This window comes from Paenibacillus canaveralius (genome assembly GCF_047238265.1).
In the GTDB taxonomy this organism is placed as follows: Bacteria; Bacillota; Bacilli; order Paenibacillales; family NBRC-103111; genus Paenibacillus_F.
Genome location: NZ_JBDFMM010000002.1, coordinates 1 through 15,115 on the forward strand (window position 1 = coordinate 1; position 15,115 = coordinate 15,115).

The following is a 15,115-nucleotide window of genomic DNA, read 5'->3' on the forward strand; positions in this document are numbered from 1 at the left end:
GGCCCTAATAAAGAGGTTCCACCATCCCCAGATGAGCCAAAGGATATTATGATTCCCAAGGCACGTTTTGATGAGGTGAATCAGAATTACAAGGCTGCTAAAGAGCAGCTCGATAAATTCCTCGACGCCCAGCGACAAGCCGAGGAGGATGCGGCCAAGCAGCGCGGCGAGTACGAGCAGCTTTACACGGCTGCACAGCAAGAGGCCGGGAAGCACAAGGAGACTGCCGACAAATCTACGGCACGTGTGCAGGAATTGGAGGGCATTCTCAACGGAATTCTTGAGACGCGGCTCGCGGCAATTCCGGAATCTATGCGCGATCTTATTCCGGATAACTTAACCTCCGAGCAAAAACTAGCTTGGATCGATAAGGCGGCCTCTAAAGGCGTTTTCGGTCCCGGTAAAACTCCCGAAAAGCCTGTCGGCGGTCCGACAAATCCGCCGCAAGATTCGAATAGGAAGTCGCCACAGCAAGCACTCCAGGAGGCAGCGGAACGCGCACGTAAAAGTGGACGCTCCGAAGACCGGGTGCATTACGCCCAACTGAAAAGAGAGCTTGAACAGAACCGAGATTAAGACGCAAACAGCGTCTTTTTTTTATTTTTTATTTTAACTACAGGGGGAATAATGCTTCATGACAAAGATTTACGATAATTCCTTAATTGGTAAAAAGCAATCCGTCATCGACGAGATCCTGCTTTTAAATCCGCATCAAACACCGCTAATTAGTATGTTGGGCATCGGTCCTGCCGTAACTCAAACAACGCACCAATGGTTTGAGGACGAAATGTTTAGCGACGAAACCACTGTGAACGGCGCGAAATTGGTATCCGACACGGCGATTGTGGTCGCGGACGCCGAGCCTTTCCGTAGCGGACATGTTATCAAAATCGGCGATGAGCTGATGTACGTTTCTGCTGTAAATGCTGGCACTAAAACGTTAACGGTTACTCGCGGTTACGCGGGCACTACTGCCGCGGCTGTCACGGATGGCGCGAAAGTGGAAGTTATGTTCGTGGAGGGCACCGAGGGCGCGGACGCACGTTCTGCTCGTTACAAGGCGCGCGTTCCGAGATCCAACAATACTCAAATTTTCGACGACTCTATCGAGATTTCCGGTACTGCTGAGGCTGTAACGCAATACGGCATTTCCGATCTGTACGAATACGAGAAGCAGAAGAAGCAGCTTGAGCTTGTCCTGCAACTCGAAAAAGCGCTAATCGGCGGTGTTGCTTATCAAAATGGTCAAGTACGTCAAATGCGCGGCTTGCGGAACTTCATTACGACTAACGTCTCGAATGCTGTGGGTGCGTTGACTGGTAATCATATCAATGACGCAGCTCAGGCAATCTACGAAAAAGGCGGCTTCGCGACTGGTGGCGATTACGCGATCATGGTTGGTGCCAAACAAAAACGCGCACTCTCCGCGCTGGATGTAAACAAAATTCAGCTGACGAGAGAAGAAAACACTCGTGGTCAAGTGGTGGATAAGTTTATCACCGATTTTGGCGCGTTCGAAATCGCTCTGAATAACAACCTTGCTCCGGACGAGCTGTTTATCGTTGACAAAAACCGAGCCAAGATCCGCCCACTCAACGAACGGGACTTTTTCCACAAGTACCTGGGCGAACAGGGCGACTACACTCGCGGTATCCTAGTCGGCGAATATACGTTTGAGCTGAAACAGGAAAAAGCTCATGCACGCATCAAAGGTTTGGCGTAATCAAATATAATGCCCGGGGGCGTATCTCTCGGGCTTTTAAATTTTGTGAGGTGCTTCGAAATGGAATATACGTCCCGATACCCCGAGCTAGGTTTTTACGTTGACGGTGAGCTGCGAAAATTTAGCAACGGCCGTTACACCGCGGCCAGTGCAAAGGAAAAGGAAGTTTTGGACAAGCTGCCGGACGCCACTGCCATTGAAGGCACGAAGGTAATTAAAACGGAGGATAAGCCTGCACGCAAAACCTCCGAGAAATAGGGGGATTGGTGATAATGGCGGTCAATATCCAGGAGGCAGACGTCTACATCCGTTTTAACTGCATCGATACGGAGGACTGGATCGACAGCGACGACGAGCGAAAAACACGCTTAATGAACGTAGCTGGGCGCACTCTTACGCGGAAATATCCGAAATATCGAATTCCTGATAACGCGGTATATGAGTTTGCAAACGTTCTGTCGGTCAAGTTTAACGATACCTTTAAAAACGCACAGAATGGCGCAACAGGATTCTCCGTCGCGGGGATCTCGTTCCAGTTTCAGGACGTCGTAAAAGATCTCGACCGAATGATTCCGCAAAGCGTTATCGACCTTATCGGAGAGGAAAACGGGGTGCGTCTCCGTCTTCGCCGGATAGGAAAGGCGGTCCTTTAACATGGCGATCATCCCACTAAAACAGCTGGTTACGATCAGACCCAAATTAGGTACAACAGATCGATTTAACCGGGTTGAATATGGTCCTCCAGTTTCGTATAAATGCCGGATCGTAGAGAAGTCTACTCTGGTTCGGACGAAATCTCTCGGGTACACGACAGGAGCGGAAGCCGTATCATCGGCGCAAATCATGCTCGATAAATTTGTCGCGGTATCGATGGATGACGAAATTAAATACACCGACGAGGCCGGAAATGAGCGCAAATACCAGCCACTAACCATTGAGGTAAAAAGAGGGCTGAACGGTAAGGCGCTGCTGACCGTCGTTTACGTGTAAGGAGGGATCGGAAAGCATGGCGAAGGAAGTCGATATTAACGTAAGTGGATTACTGGACGATCTCCAGAAATGGGGAGTTGACGCGGGAGCAGCTGTCCGGGAAACGGTACAGGACATTATGGACGATTGGAAGCGTGAGTCCGTTGATCTCGCTCCAGTAGACACAACTACATTACGGCGCTCAATCCATTACAGGACTCAAAAAAGGGGCACGACGGGTGTAGACGTCACTGGAGAGATAAAGGCGAGCGCAATCGAAACAGGCGCGTCGGGCGGGCGCTTTGACTACGCCTATTGGATACATGAGGTCAAGGGCGATAGCTTCAAAGGACGCACGTCGGGTACGATTGGGCGTTTCTTAGACGTACCAGCTGAGGAAAACGAAAAGAAGTGGCTTTTAAAGATCGAAGAAGATCTAAAAGCAAAGGCGCGCGCGAGGGGATTTTAGGAGGTATGTTGTGGACTTTATAACGGAACTAGACTCGGTCGCGGCCGTGCTGTCTGCGGAAGTCCCCGGTACAGACATAAAGTATGATGTACCGAAAGAACCTGCGTCTGGACAGCTTATTATCCGCGCCCAAAGAAACGAGCTAGTCACCGAAAGCCATTTCACAACGCGGATTGAGCGCCTGTACCAGATTATTTACTTTTCAAATGATCCGGCAGCCGCAATATCCGCCATGGATAGACTATCTCGTAAATTAATGTTTGGAACGACTCTCATACCCGTAGAAGACGGCTCTTTCCGGTACATCCGGATTGAGTCTTTTTCGTTTTCTGACCCTGTAGAAACAGAGTCCGGACTGGCTGCGGTTATTGCTACAATGCCGACCAGTATCCGGCAGGCACGGGACCGAGAAACTTTTGTGAAAATAACGAAATTGAACGCGCGGATCAATCCATGATCGGCGCGATTTTTGTTTGAGGAGGAACATCAATGGCAGGAGGAAGCTGGGACCCTACCGCCCTACCCGAACGCGCCGGGCTTTATATCAATTTCTTGACGGCAGCAACGCAGCAGATTAAGGGTGGCGCTCGGGGAACGGTAGCTATTCCCTTGAAAAAATACACCGGGTTAGCAATGCCCGGAAAGTTCTTCACGGTGGACTCGGAGAAGCAGGCGCAGGACTTATTCGGCGCGGACAACGTTAAGTCGCTGACTCGGGCGTTACAGGCTGGGGCGAAAGATTGCCTCGTCTACACGCTCCCAAAGATCGACGCTACCAATACGGAGGAAATCGTGTACGCTGCGGCTCGCGACGCGTTCGAAGCGAGGCCCTTTAATGTGTTCGTCTATGACGGAATCGTTTCCGAAGCAGAGCAGCTCGCGGGTCTTTCGTGGACAAAACGAAATCGAGAAGAAGGCAAACACTACGTAATCGTTTTCGGATGTACTTCGGCAGCGGACGACCTAACGCCTTCCATCGGGGATGCTCGTTCCGTGAAATTAACGGACAAGTACGCGCTTAACCTAATTAACGGCGTTATCCTTGGCGGGGTTTCGATCAACTCGGCGGAGTTTGCACCCTACATCGCAGGTTTGGTCGCAGGCACGGCCATTAATAAGTCGACCACGTACGCAGCGATCCCGGTCGATGACGTCACTTACCGTATGCGTCCGAGCGAGATTAAAGCCTCCCTTAAAAAAGGCTCGTTCATCCTTATGCACGACGGCGAGAAGGTGAAGGTTGAGCGTGGCATTACGACGGATCTGAGCAAAATCCGGAAAGTGCGGGCGGAGCAGTCGATCGCCACGGACATTACCCGAACAGGTTCCGATTCTTACGTAGGCAAGCTGGACAACAGCGACGACGGGCAAAAGGCCCTAATCGGCGCTATTAAGGCATACCTCGAAAAGCTCGCGACCAACAACGTTCTCGTCGCGGAATCTATTGTCGTCGAACTGGACCCGGATCGGGAATCCAAAGGGGATCAGGTCTTCCTCAGGATTGCCTTCGTAGAAATCGATTCGATGGAAGAAATTTACCTGACGATTAATGTCGGCTAACAAAGGAGCATGTGATATATGGGAGTTTTAGACGCAAGTCGCATCATGAACGGCTCCTTCGGGACCGTCATCGATGCTAACGGTAATTGGCTGACAAACGTTAAATCGGCTGAGGCAACGGTTGAAATCAACAAGGAAGAGGTAAACCGTGCAGGCACTCGGTGGGTCGGGCATAAGGTTACCAGCCTTAAAGGTTCTGGAACCGTAACCGGATACCGAGTAACAACTGAGCTAATCGAGGCGATTGGTTCCATCGCGAACGACAAAAAAGGCGCATACGTGACTGAGATTCGAATGAAACTGGATGACCCGGAGGCGTTCGGCGCGATGTCGGTACGTCTGAAAGGGGTCCAGTTCGACCAAATCCCGTTGATGAAATACGAGCTTAATTCCCTCGTGGAGGAGGAGCTGCCATTTACCTTCGCGGAATATGAGCTGATGGATAAGGTTAAGGCGCAGTAAATAATACGATTTTAAACGTGGGGGCGAAGATTCGCTCCCATTTTTTTGTGCATTTATACGAACCCACAAATGGAGGATTTGATTATGAAAACCCAGGTTACCCAAGACGATGTTTTAGCGGCCCTATTGAGCGTAGAGGACAGCCCTGAAAGAGACGTCTATATGCAGCGGTTCGACGTGAATTTTCGCGTTAAGGCAGTCAGTATCAAGCAGATTAACCGATTGAAGATGCAGGCGACGCATACTGTCGGCAAAACTGACGTCCTCGACGACGAGTATTTCATGGCGTTGCTTATCGTGGAAGCCTCCGTAAACATGGATTGGAAAAATCCGCAGCTGCTCCAGAAATACGATGTTCTCGACGCAGCCGAGGTCGTACAGAAACGCCTCCTCTCGGGCGAGATCGCCTATCTCTCGGGCGAGATCATGAGCGTATCCGGATTTAATCAAGACGAGCGGATTCGTGAACTAAAAAACTAATCCAGGAGGGGGGCGAAATGGCTCTCCTCCACGCTATTTTTCAGCGTCACGGAATCATGCCTCACTTAGTTACTAACGCTCCGGACGTCTCCCGGCACCTGATGTACGCGTCAATGCTGCTTGTGCTTGAGCAGGAAGAAAAGGAGCGCAAGCTCGCCCAGGAGAGGAGGTAGGTAAATGGCTTACGATTTAGTCGCCCGATTGCGGCTTATCGATAATATGACAGGTCCGTTAGATAAAGCGACTGGCGGACTAAAAGGCGTCGGCAAGATGGCGCTAGGCGTCAGTACTGCGATAGCCGGGATTGGTGCTGCAATTGGTGCCGTGAGTGCCCTAACCTCCTCGGTCGATAAGGCGATGAGTTTCGAGGGGCAAATGGACTCTATCGCGTCCCTAGACGAGAGCATGAAGAAGGGGACAGCGGGGTACGCCAGGATGCAGGCGCTCGCCCTGGAAATGGGCGCTAAAACGAAGTACTCCGCGTTGGAAGCAGCGAAGGGTATGGAGGAACTGGTCAAGGCAGGTCTAAGCGTCGAGCAGATCGATAAAGGCGGCGGGCTGGAGGCAGCGCTCAACCTTGCGACGGCAGGCGGTCTGGATCTTGCAGAGGCAGCGGAGGTAATGTCCACGTCTCTAAATGCCTTCAAGGATAATAACCTCAAGGCCGCCGACGCAGCGAATATTCTCGCAGGAACGGCCAACGCCTCGGCCACCGACGTTCGGGATCTTAAATATTCCTTAGCGCAGGTTTCGGCTGTGGCTAATGGGGTGGGCATGACGTTCCGGGATACGAATATTGCTCTCGGGTTGTTCGCGAACAACGGTATCAAGGGTTCGGACGCGGGTACCTCCCTGAAAACGATGCTATCCAACTTACAGCCCGGCACAAAAACGCAGACTTTGCTCATGCAAAAACTCGGCATCATGACCGCCGACGGAGCTAATAAGTTTTTCGATGCGGCGGGTAACTTGAAGGATCTCGAAAGCATCGCCGGAACTTTGCAAGACTCCATGAAGAACCTAACTAACCAGCAACGGGCGGCAGCGCTTGAAACTTTGTTCGGGTCTGACGCAGTACGCGCAGGTAACATCCTTTATAAGGAAGGCGCCAAAGGCGTAGCAGAGTTTAGTACGAAGCTGAAAGAAGCCCCGACAGCGCTGCAAGTCGCCACTGCGAAGATGGATAACGCTCAAGGCGCCGTCGAGCAGTTTAAAGGCGCGATGGAGACGCTGCAAATATCGGCACTCCTGCCGACAATGCCTCTAATCAAAAATCTTGCGTTAGCAGCTGCTAATTTCGCGGGCAAGCTTACAACTTGGCTTTCAGGCGACCAGGCGAAAGCCTGGGGAGCTGCGATTAGTGGCACGATTAACACTGTAAAAGGCGTCTTTACAGGTATGTTTCAGCTATTCAGCGGGGACAAGATGGGCGGAATTAATACTTTATTCGGCGCAGGAATGGACGCAGGTCAGATTAAAACGGTAATCAGGATTGTAAATACGATCAAGTCCGCCCTTGCCGGAGTAATGGACTTCATAAACAAACTATCCCCCATTTTTAAAGCACAGATGGAGTCGTGGGGAAAATTTTTTAGCGACTTTTGGACGCTAATACAGCCTCTTTTCCCTCCCATCGGGGCCGCAATCAAAGCGGTCGGCGACGTTATCCTTAAACTTGCGCCTCTGCTTCTGCCTGTTAAGGACGCAGTACTCGGATTTATCATGACTGTCGTCGGTGCCTTTATGACTCAATGGCCAACCATAGTTTCCATCATGCAAACCGTTTGGACAAACTTGCAGCCTGTCTTCGGGTTTATCGGCTCCGCGATAGGGGTCGTGATAGACGTCGTTAAAATGGTCGGAAACGTGTTCGCATATATCTGGCCGAGCCTCGTGGAAATCGTTCAGAAGGTGGCACCGCCGTTATCTAAGATGATTGGGAACATATCCGAAATGATAACCTGGCTAGTCGACAACGTTGTTAAACCGTTAATCCCGGTGATGGGCGAAATCTTTAAAGGCGTATGGGATTACGTTTTAAAACCTGTGTTGGATGGGATTACCGCAGGGATTACGGCCGTAATCGATACCATTAATTGGTTGGCGGAGGCGTGGAAAACCATGCAGGGCGTAGCCGGAAAAATCGCGAGCTTTTTCGGATTGACTGGGGGCGATAATGACTTAAAAGTGGTCGCATCGTCCGGACCAGCACTAAAAGGCCCATTACCGCATGCTCCAGGGCAGGCAAGCTCGCACGCGTCTGGACTGTCCAACGTCCCTTATAACGGGTACCTCGCTCGTCTGCACAAGGACGAACGTGTCTTAACTCCGGAGGAAAACGCCTCCTATCGAAAGGGCGGCGGCTCCTATAGCTTCGGAAACATCGTCATTAACGGCGCGTCCGGGGATGTGCGTCAAATGGCTGACGAGCTGATGGCCGAAATCGCTCGAAGAGTTTCCGAGGCAGGCGGGCAAATGTAACTCGAATCCGAACGAACCATACGCTAGGAACCAGGTGTACTAAACACGTACATTACGCAGGTGCCGGCTTTTGGATCGTTCGGATTTAATTTTTTGTGGGCGGTGGATCGTATTGGAATTTTGGCTATCTTACAACAACCTTGAGGAAAGTTTTCAACTCCCTGTAAACCCTCCATCTATCAAAATTTCAGGATCTCACGGTTTTCAGGATATCGAGGTGGACGGACTAGGCGAATACACCATTATCGGTGACGGCAAGTTGAAAGAGGTTTCGATCTCTTCGTTTTTTCCTCGCGACTACAATCCTGTTTACTGCGAGCATTCCAATATACAAGACCCGTGGTTTTACGTTGAGACAATACAGAAGTGGGTTGCTACGCGCAGACCGATTCGCCTCGTCATAACCGGGACTCCTGTAAACATGGCAGTAACGGTAAGGTCGTTCAATGTAGAGGCAGATCGAAACGGGTCTGTAGGGGATATTTACTATGAGTTATCGCTCAAAGAGTACGTGTTCATCGATTTCTCACGCCAATTGGTAAAGAGTGAGACAGGTAACACCGTGCAAGTGAGTACAGCGGCTAAGAGACCCGACCCGGCCCAAAAACCAAAGTCATATAAAGTCAAAAGCGGGGATAATCTCTGGAAGATTGCCCAGCGAATCTATGGTGACGGGTCCAAGTATAAAAAGATCTACGATGCGAATAAAGGGAAGATCGGTAAAGACCCTGGGAAGATTTACGCAGGAATGGAGCTGGTCATTCCGTGACATGGGCAAAAACCTCGGCTATGTTGATTAATGTGTACGTTGCAATTGGAGGCCAGCTAGTCATGGTAGACGACATCGTCAAGTCGGTAACGTGGTCCGGCGACACCAAGCAGGCTTCCCGGAAGTTGGAGGTACAATTATCAAACACTCTTGACGGACGTACCCGGGCGCTCGATATACAGCTCGGCGCCGAGATCCGTTTCTACTCAGATAGCGAGGAACTTTTTCGGGGCATAATTTTTTCTCATAAGATAGACAGCAGCGGACAAATGTCCCTGACGGCCTACGACGAAAATATTTATTTGGCAAAAAATAAGGACTCGAAAAAATTCGTCAAAAAGACGGCAAGCGCTATTATTAAATCACTCTGCTCGGAATTCGGGATTCCCACAGGCGTAGTCGAAGACACGGGATACATAATTCCGAAACTCATCCTGCGGGATAAAACGCTGTGGGAGATAATGGTTACAGCTCTAACGGTTACGTATCACCAAACGGGACGAAAATATTTTATTTATGCCCGAGAAGGAAAATTAAATTTATCCGCCAGAAAAGACGTGGTCGCGAAAATCAACCTTGAAACAGGGTTGAACATCGTGGACGCGTCTTTTTCGGCTTCCATCGAGGAAATGCGAACCCAAGTTAAGGTCGTCGGCGAGCTGAAAGGTAAGGACAGCAAAGGAAAAGAGACGAAAACAGAGATTTCCGCCTCTGCGAAAAACGACGCGCTTATTAAACGGTTCGGAGTTATGCAGCATCTTGAAAGCATGTCGGGAGACGTGACACGGTCACAGATTGAGCAGCGCGCTAAAGAGCTACTTAAGCAGCTCGCCGTTATAACCGACCAGTCAACGTTAAATTGCCTCGGAGTTGATGACGTGGTGTCGGGTGGCGCCGTGTATGCGTACGAACCACTGACCGGAATACAGGGAAGCTACTACGTAAGCGCGGACTCCCATTCGTGGCAAAGTGGTAACCACACGATGAGCATCACGATTACGGCTACGGACGATTTGCCTCTCATGGAGTACGAACCTCCCGACGAGGAGAAACCGGAGAAAAAATCCAGTAAGAAATCAGCCGAAAAGAAGAAGAAAAAGAGTAAGGGCACGAAGAAGAAAAAGCCGGATGCGGCCGAGATTAAGGTCAACAGTATCTTGAATGCGAGGGGGACGTAAGATGACTATTAAAACGTATCAGCCGGAGGGAAACGCAGCCTCCCAGCTGGTGCAGTTAATTCGGCGGTATGGATATAACCAGGACGTGAACATCGAACTCGGAACGATCTTAGCGCCTCCCCCAGGAATTCGCGTCCAGGTGGACAACTCGCCTATCGAGCTTGATGCAGGCGACGTTATAGTTTCCGAACATTTAACTCGACACAAACGAATGGTCAGAATCAACGGCGGTGCCGAGCAGGAGCTGGAGTTTTCGGACGAACTAAAGCAGGGCGATAAGGTTATCGTCGCTTCTGCCGACAACGGCCAATCATTCCTAATCCTGGATAGGGCGGTGATGTACTAATGGCACTATCTCCACTAGCTAATGTATCAGAAAGGGTAATTTTTACTACGCAAGACACGCAGCCGAGCAAGACCTATCAATTCGATTTTGAGCGGGGCGAGTTTACTGGAGGCTTTGTAGATAACGAAGATGCAATACGCCAATTTATAAGAAAAACACTTGTAACGAGCCGTTATAGGTACCTTATATATGACAGGAGTTATGGATCTGAGCTGGAGACTTTAATCGGTGCGGACGTCACTCCTGAGTTCCTCAACGCAGAGATTCCTCGAATTATCCAGGATGCTTTGTTGTACGACGAACGCATCGACGATGTATACGAATTTGAAATAACGAAAGACCCGGGAGGCGACGCTGTAGTCGTCTCCTTTTCTGTGTCTACGGCCGATGGCGCAGAATTACGTGAGGAGTTGGTTATTTAGTGTACGAGGATCAGACGAAAGACGTGATTTTGGCGCGTATGCTTAACGAAGTCCCGTCCGACATGGACAAGCGTCCCGGTTCGATTACGTACGATATGCAGTCCCCCGCATCAATCGAGTTCGCACTCGCCTACATCGAGTTGTCGGGGGTGCTCGATAAAGGGTTTGCGGCCACGACGTACGGCGAGTATCTCACTCTCAGATGTGCGGAAATGGCCGTGTACAGAAAGGGCGCAGTGAAAGCGTCGGTTCCTGTCACACTTACGGGAGCAGACGGGACCGTCATTAAGGCCGGGCAGAGGGTGTCTACCGATACTCTCGACCCGGTCTATTTTGTTACTCGAAAAGATGTAACGATTATCAACGGTTCCGCGACTGTTGACGCTGACGCCGAGGTCGGCGGAAAAAACGGAAATGTCGGAGTAGGGCAAATACGCTTGACTGTAGGCAATATTACCGGGGTGGCGAGCGTTACTAATCACGTAGCAGCCGACGGTGGAGCCGACGAGGAGTCTGACGAGGAGCTGTTAGTGCGCTATGAAGAGCGCGTATCAACGCCAAGCACGTCCGGAAACGCGGCCCATTACCGACAATGGGCTAAAGAGGTGCCCGGGATATCGGACGCAATTGTATACCCAACTTGGAACGGGAATGGAACGGTGAAGGTCGTACTGCTCGATACGGATAAAACCACGCCTACACCTGCGAAAGTCGCAGAGGTGGCAGCTTATATCGAGGATAACCGACCCATCGGAGCCACCGTCACCGTCGTAGGGGCCGTAGAGGTTCCGATCAACGTATCGTTAAGCGCCACGATTGCGAGTACCTCCAGTATCGCAGCTGTGAAAAAGCAACTTGAGGAAGGACTCAAAACGTACCTTAACAGCCTTGCCTTCCGGGACCCTCTGGTCCGGTATACGCAGGTACAGCGCGTAATCCTCGATATCCCCGACATTATTGATTACACCGGATTGAAGGTAAATGGGCAGACGTTTAACCTTGAAATTCCTAATGGCAGCGTAGCAGTTATCGGGACGGTGACTCTCGTATGAGCCGTGACATTAATCGCGAAATGCTCGACTATCTCCCGAAAATTTACGGCGACTCCCGTGTAGTACGATCCATTATCGACCCAGAATCGAAGGAGTTTACGGCTCTTAATGGCGCAATACGCGAAGTGCTTGACCAATTCTTTATCGATACGGCGACCTGGGGGCTGGAACGATGGGAACGCCTATGCGGGATTGTTCCCGACACCTCAAAACCATACGACCAGCGGCGCTCTGTGATTAAATCGCGGATACGCGGAGTGGGAACGGTTAAGGTTGCCCTTATCAAAGAGGTAGCAGAGGCGTACCTGAACGGGGAGGTCGACGTAGTGTCGGACACAGCCAACTACCATGTCGTTTGTACCTTCATAGGTAAACGGGGCGTTCCTGCAAACATGGCAGATATCCAAAAAGCAATACGCGACATCCTTCCGGCGCACCTGGGCGTGACGTTTAAAGTAACGTACCTGCCGTGGGGCGAGCTAATACGAGCCGGAAAGACCTGGGGTGATTTAACCAGCTATCGGTGGGACGAGCTGAAAACTATTTTCCTGTAATGGAGGTACCAACTACATGAGTTCCGAGAAAACGAACTATCTTCAACTGCACAAATGGATCGGGACGGATTTCGTTTTGTTTGAGGAACTTAACGAAAATGCCGATAAGATCGACGGTAAAATGAAGCAGATAAATGACGGCTTAATCGCTGCGGGTAGCAAAAACGCGACTCAGGATGTCAGCATAGGCGCATTAGAGGCGCAAGTGTCGCAGGCAACAGCCGTCTCCAGCCTTGACCTATCCAAGCCCGTCCAGGTCGTAAACGCGGCCAAGCGATCCCGGCTTAAACTGGACCGGATCAAGGGACGGACGCTTACGAACCTACTCGGTACGCTCGGCGGCGACAGCATGCCAAACGCCCTAACAAGCTCTAACGTGACGGTCACCTCCGATACATCCAGCGCCACTTCCGGCACACGTTCTACGCTAGTAACGGCTACGGGTACGACAGCCGTCGAGCACTACGCGTTTACGGAGCGTTTGCCTATTTTACCAAATAGATATTGGGTATTTATTGGCGACATCCAAACAAGTAAGGGCGTCGCGAGCTACCGTTTTATTTTCCGGGATGCTTCCGGAAACGTAGTGGACGATTTAAGCACAGGAGGTACTCCCGCAGGAGGGTGGACGACGACGGGACTATTGATTACCACGAAGTCATTGGCGGCGACCATGGAGGTGCGTGTCCAAGTCTACAAGAGTGACGGATCAATCGGCTTCGTTCCATCTGGCGAGTCAGCCCGGTTTGATAGCGCACGGCTGTATCAGGTCAGCCAGGCAGACTATGACAGCCTCAAAACGTATAATTACGCCGATTGGAACCGTCGTTTCCCGTTTGTATTAAGCAGCACAAGCACAAACGGTATCCATATTACGCGTTACGGCGATAATCTAGCTCCGAGCTTCCGGGAGTGGACGTTTATCCCCATCGGTACGATTACCGACAGCTATACGCATGTAATCACGGCCAATGGAACGGAACAAAACTGCGCGACAAACCTTAAAGCCGTACCTGGCACGACGTACACGTTCGCGGCCACGCGCACAAATGGCGGCCGGATCGGCATGGACTTCCGGGACGCCCAAAACGTTAACCTTGCATCGACCGGGTTAGTAGACGCGGCGTCTGTTACGCTCAAAGCTCCGGCAAATACAGTGTCCGTAAATATCGTAACGAGCGTTCCGGCCTCCTTGCCGTCGGGCGTGCAGGTGGAGTTTAAAAACCCGACTCTTAACATCGGCACGGTGGCGCTACCATTTAAACCACGCGTATACGATTACCTGTACTTCCCCGACGTTACCCTGGCGTCAAGCATCGCGGGGGACGTGGCGGACGAGATTTACGAGGAGAACGGCAAGTACTACAAGTTAAATACTTATCGACAGCTTGCCGTTGACGGCAGCCTATCGTGGGTATATAACATCGCGGTACCCGGCTTAAAAAGAGTTTGGACCGAATCCATAGCTGGCTATGTCTCAAATTTTTATGCGGATTTTCAACGTTTCGACGGCAAAGTTTTGTTGCCGGGGATATATACGGATGGTCCTGACCGTTACACGTTTGAAGAGGGCATAAAATTATTTATCACCATCGCCAATAAGGACAGCGGATGGGGCGACAGCTACACTCCTACGGCTGACGAGATTAAGGCATACTTTAACGGCTGGACAATGGGGGATGTTAACGGCAACTTATACACGACCGGGACCAAGTATTGGAGCAGAATATACTGTGGGGTAGGCGCCCCGATGACTCAGCCGAGTGGTGCTATAGTGGTAAATGAGCCAGCTGTATCCACGTTACCGACGTCGCAGGCATCGGGGTACACTCCGTATCGTCTTAGCTACCGACTCACGCAGCCGTATGTCACCGAAATCAAGCCGGAAGGCGCGATTACTCTTAACGAAGGCCCTAACCAGATCGAGACAGGCGTAGGGTTAATTGTGCGGGAGCGTGCCAATCCTTACCGGGACGGCAACGGCGCCTACAACATCAATAACGGAAACTATCCGTCAAGCAATTTAACGAGGCGTACCGGGAAAATTCTTAACGTTTATCGTGACCGCACTGAGGACGGGACTTGGGTACGTAGTACGGATATGGCTACCGCTAGTGGCGTCTTAGCACAGTCAAAGTACCTTGATCCGGCCGCCGTCTACGAGGTTACCTATCAAGCGATTGACCCAATCTCTACGCCTGTAACAAGCCTAACGGCCATCACCGACACCAACCTTAAAACGGTTCTGGACACATTGGCCGACGTCAGTACGGACCTCGAAACGCGAGTGAGCGTTATAGAGCGATCAGCTCCGAATAAAGTGCAACCGCAGTGGATTACTGCCACCCTACTGAACGGGTGGATTGCGAATGGAGTAGCTCCAGCGTATATGCGGGACGGGTTCGGCAACGTTCACCTTAGAGGCAGCGCGAAAAGTGGCGCGGTTGCATCGGGAACTGTGCTGTTTGTGCTGACACCAGAGTACCGAGCAAAGAGCTACGGACAGTACACGTTAAAATCCGACAATGGAACGACCACGGTTTACGGCACGTTGGCTATTTCCGAGGACGGCCGTGTAACCCTTTATCACAACGTTGGTAACGCGGGATTGTTCCTAGACGGCATAACTTTTTCGACAGTTTGAGGAGGC

General features: G+C 51.0%; 18 protein-coding genes. All 18 read left to right on the forward strand.

Going from position 1 to position 15,115, the window contains the following annotated elements; translation table 11 throughout:
• Positions 1-576 (forward strand): hypothetical protein (locus tag ABC395_RS26370; RefSeq protein WP_413006813.1); only part of this gene is annotated, 576 nt, incomplete at its 5' end.
• A 58-nt stretch (positions 577-634) separates the two neighbouring features.
• Positions 635-1,723, forward strand: a complete 1,089-nt coding sequence (locus tag ABC395_RS26375) for an SU10 major capsid protein (RefSeq protein WP_413006814.1) — start codon at positions 635-637, stop codon at positions 1,721-1,723.
• A 272-nt stretch (positions 1,724-1,995) separates the two neighbouring features.
• Positions 1,996-2,376, forward strand: coding sequence for a hypothetical protein (locus ABC395_RS26380; protein ID WP_413006815.1), 381 nt, complete (start codon positions 1,996-1,998; stop codon positions 2,374-2,376).
• Between the two features lies 1 nt (position 2,377).
• On the forward strand, positions 2,378-2,713 hold the full coding sequence (locus ABC395_RS26385) for a hypothetical protein (protein ID WP_413006816.1): 336 nt from the start codon (positions 2,378-2,380) through the stop codon (positions 2,711-2,713).
• 16 nt (positions 2,714-2,729) lie between these two features.
• Positions 2,730-3,161 (forward strand): HK97 gp10 family phage protein, encoded by a 432-nt coding sequence (locus ABC395_RS26390; RefSeq protein WP_413006817.1) that lies wholly within the window; start codon positions 2,730-2,732, stop codon positions 3,159-3,161.
• A gap of 10 nt (positions 3,162-3,171) precedes the next feature.
• Positions 3,172-3,618 carry a hypothetical protein gene (locus ABC395_RS26395; protein ID WP_413006818.1) on the forward strand — a complete coding sequence of 149 codons (447 nt, stop codon included), beginning with the start codon at positions 3,172-3,174 and terminating at the stop codon, positions 3,616-3,618.
• A gap of 32 nt (positions 3,619-3,650) precedes the next feature.
• Entirely contained in the window at positions 3,651-4,721 is a 1,071-nt protein-coding gene (locus ABC395_RS26400) for a phage tail sheath subtilisin-like domain-containing protein (protein ID WP_413006819.1), read from the forward strand.
• Between the two features lie 18 nt (positions 4,722-4,739).
• Positions 4,740-5,183 (forward strand): phage tail tube protein, encoded by a 444-nt coding sequence (locus tag ABC395_RS26405; RefSeq protein ID WP_413006820.1) that lies wholly within the window; start codon positions 4,740-4,742, stop codon positions 5,181-5,183.
• An 84-nt stretch (positions 5,184-5,267) separates the two neighbouring features.
• Positions 5,268-5,663 carry a phage tail assembly chaperone gene (locus tag ABC395_RS26410; RefSeq protein WP_413006821.1) on the forward strand — a complete coding sequence of 132 codons (396 nt, stop codon included), beginning with the start codon at positions 5,268-5,270 and terminating at the stop codon, positions 5,661-5,663.
• A 17-nt stretch (positions 5,664-5,680) separates the two neighbouring features.
• Positions 5,681-5,836, forward strand: a complete 156-nt coding sequence (locus ABC395_RS26415) for a hypothetical protein (RefSeq protein ID WP_413006822.1) — start codon at positions 5,681-5,683, stop codon at positions 5,834-5,836.
• A gap of 4 nt (positions 5,837-5,840) precedes the next feature.
• Positions 5,841-8,144: a phage tail tape measure protein gene (locus ABC395_RS26420; RefSeq protein WP_413006823.1), complete on the forward strand. Its 2,304-nt coding sequence runs from the start codon at positions 5,841-5,843 to the stop codon at positions 8,142-8,144.
• 112 nt (positions 8,145-8,256) lie between these two features.
• Positions 8,257-8,913, forward strand: coding sequence for a LysM peptidoglycan-binding domain-containing protein (locus ABC395_RS26425; protein WP_413006824.1), 657 nt, complete (start codon positions 8,257-8,259; stop codon positions 8,911-8,913).
• 62 nt (positions 8,914-8,975) lie between these two features.
• Positions 8,976-10,091 carry an XkdQ/YqbQ family protein gene (locus tag ABC395_RS26430; RefSeq protein WP_413006825.1) on the forward strand — a complete coding sequence of 372 codons (1,116 nt, stop codon included), beginning with the start codon at positions 8,976-8,978 and terminating at the stop codon, positions 10,089-10,091.
• A gap of 1 nt (position 10,092) precedes the next feature.
• Positions 10,093-10,437 (forward strand): DUF2577 domain-containing protein, encoded by a 345-nt coding sequence (locus ABC395_RS26435; RefSeq protein WP_413006826.1) that lies wholly within the window; start codon positions 10,093-10,095, stop codon positions 10,435-10,437.
• Positions 10,437-10,859 (forward strand): DUF2634 domain-containing protein, encoded by a 423-nt coding sequence (locus tag ABC395_RS26440; RefSeq protein WP_413006827.1) that lies wholly within the window; start codon positions 10,437-10,439, stop codon positions 10,857-10,859. The genes ABC395_RS26435 and ABC395_RS26440 overlap by 1 nt, the downstream gene beginning before the upstream one ends.
• The gene (locus ABC395_RS26445) at positions 10,859-11,911 is read left to right on the forward strand and encodes a baseplate J/gp47 family protein (RefSeq protein WP_413006828.1); all 1,053 of its coding nucleotides are present in this window, start codon (positions 10,859-10,861) and stop codon (positions 11,909-11,911) included. Before ABC395_RS26440 ends, ABC395_RS26445 begins: the two co-directional genes overlap by 1 nt.
• On the forward strand, positions 11,908-12,465 hold the full coding sequence (locus tag ABC395_RS26450) for a YmfQ family protein (RefSeq protein ID WP_413006829.1): 558 nt from the start codon (positions 11,908-11,910) through the stop codon (positions 12,463-12,465). Before ABC395_RS26445 ends, ABC395_RS26450 begins: the two co-directional genes overlap by 4 nt.
• A 16-nt stretch (positions 12,466-12,481) precedes the next feature.
• Complete coding sequence (locus tag ABC395_RS26455; RefSeq protein WP_413006830.1) at positions 12,482-15,109, forward strand: hypothetical protein; 2,628 nt, start codon at positions 12,482-12,484, stop codon at positions 15,107-15,109.
• Positions 15,110-15,115 lie beyond the last annotated feature (6 nt).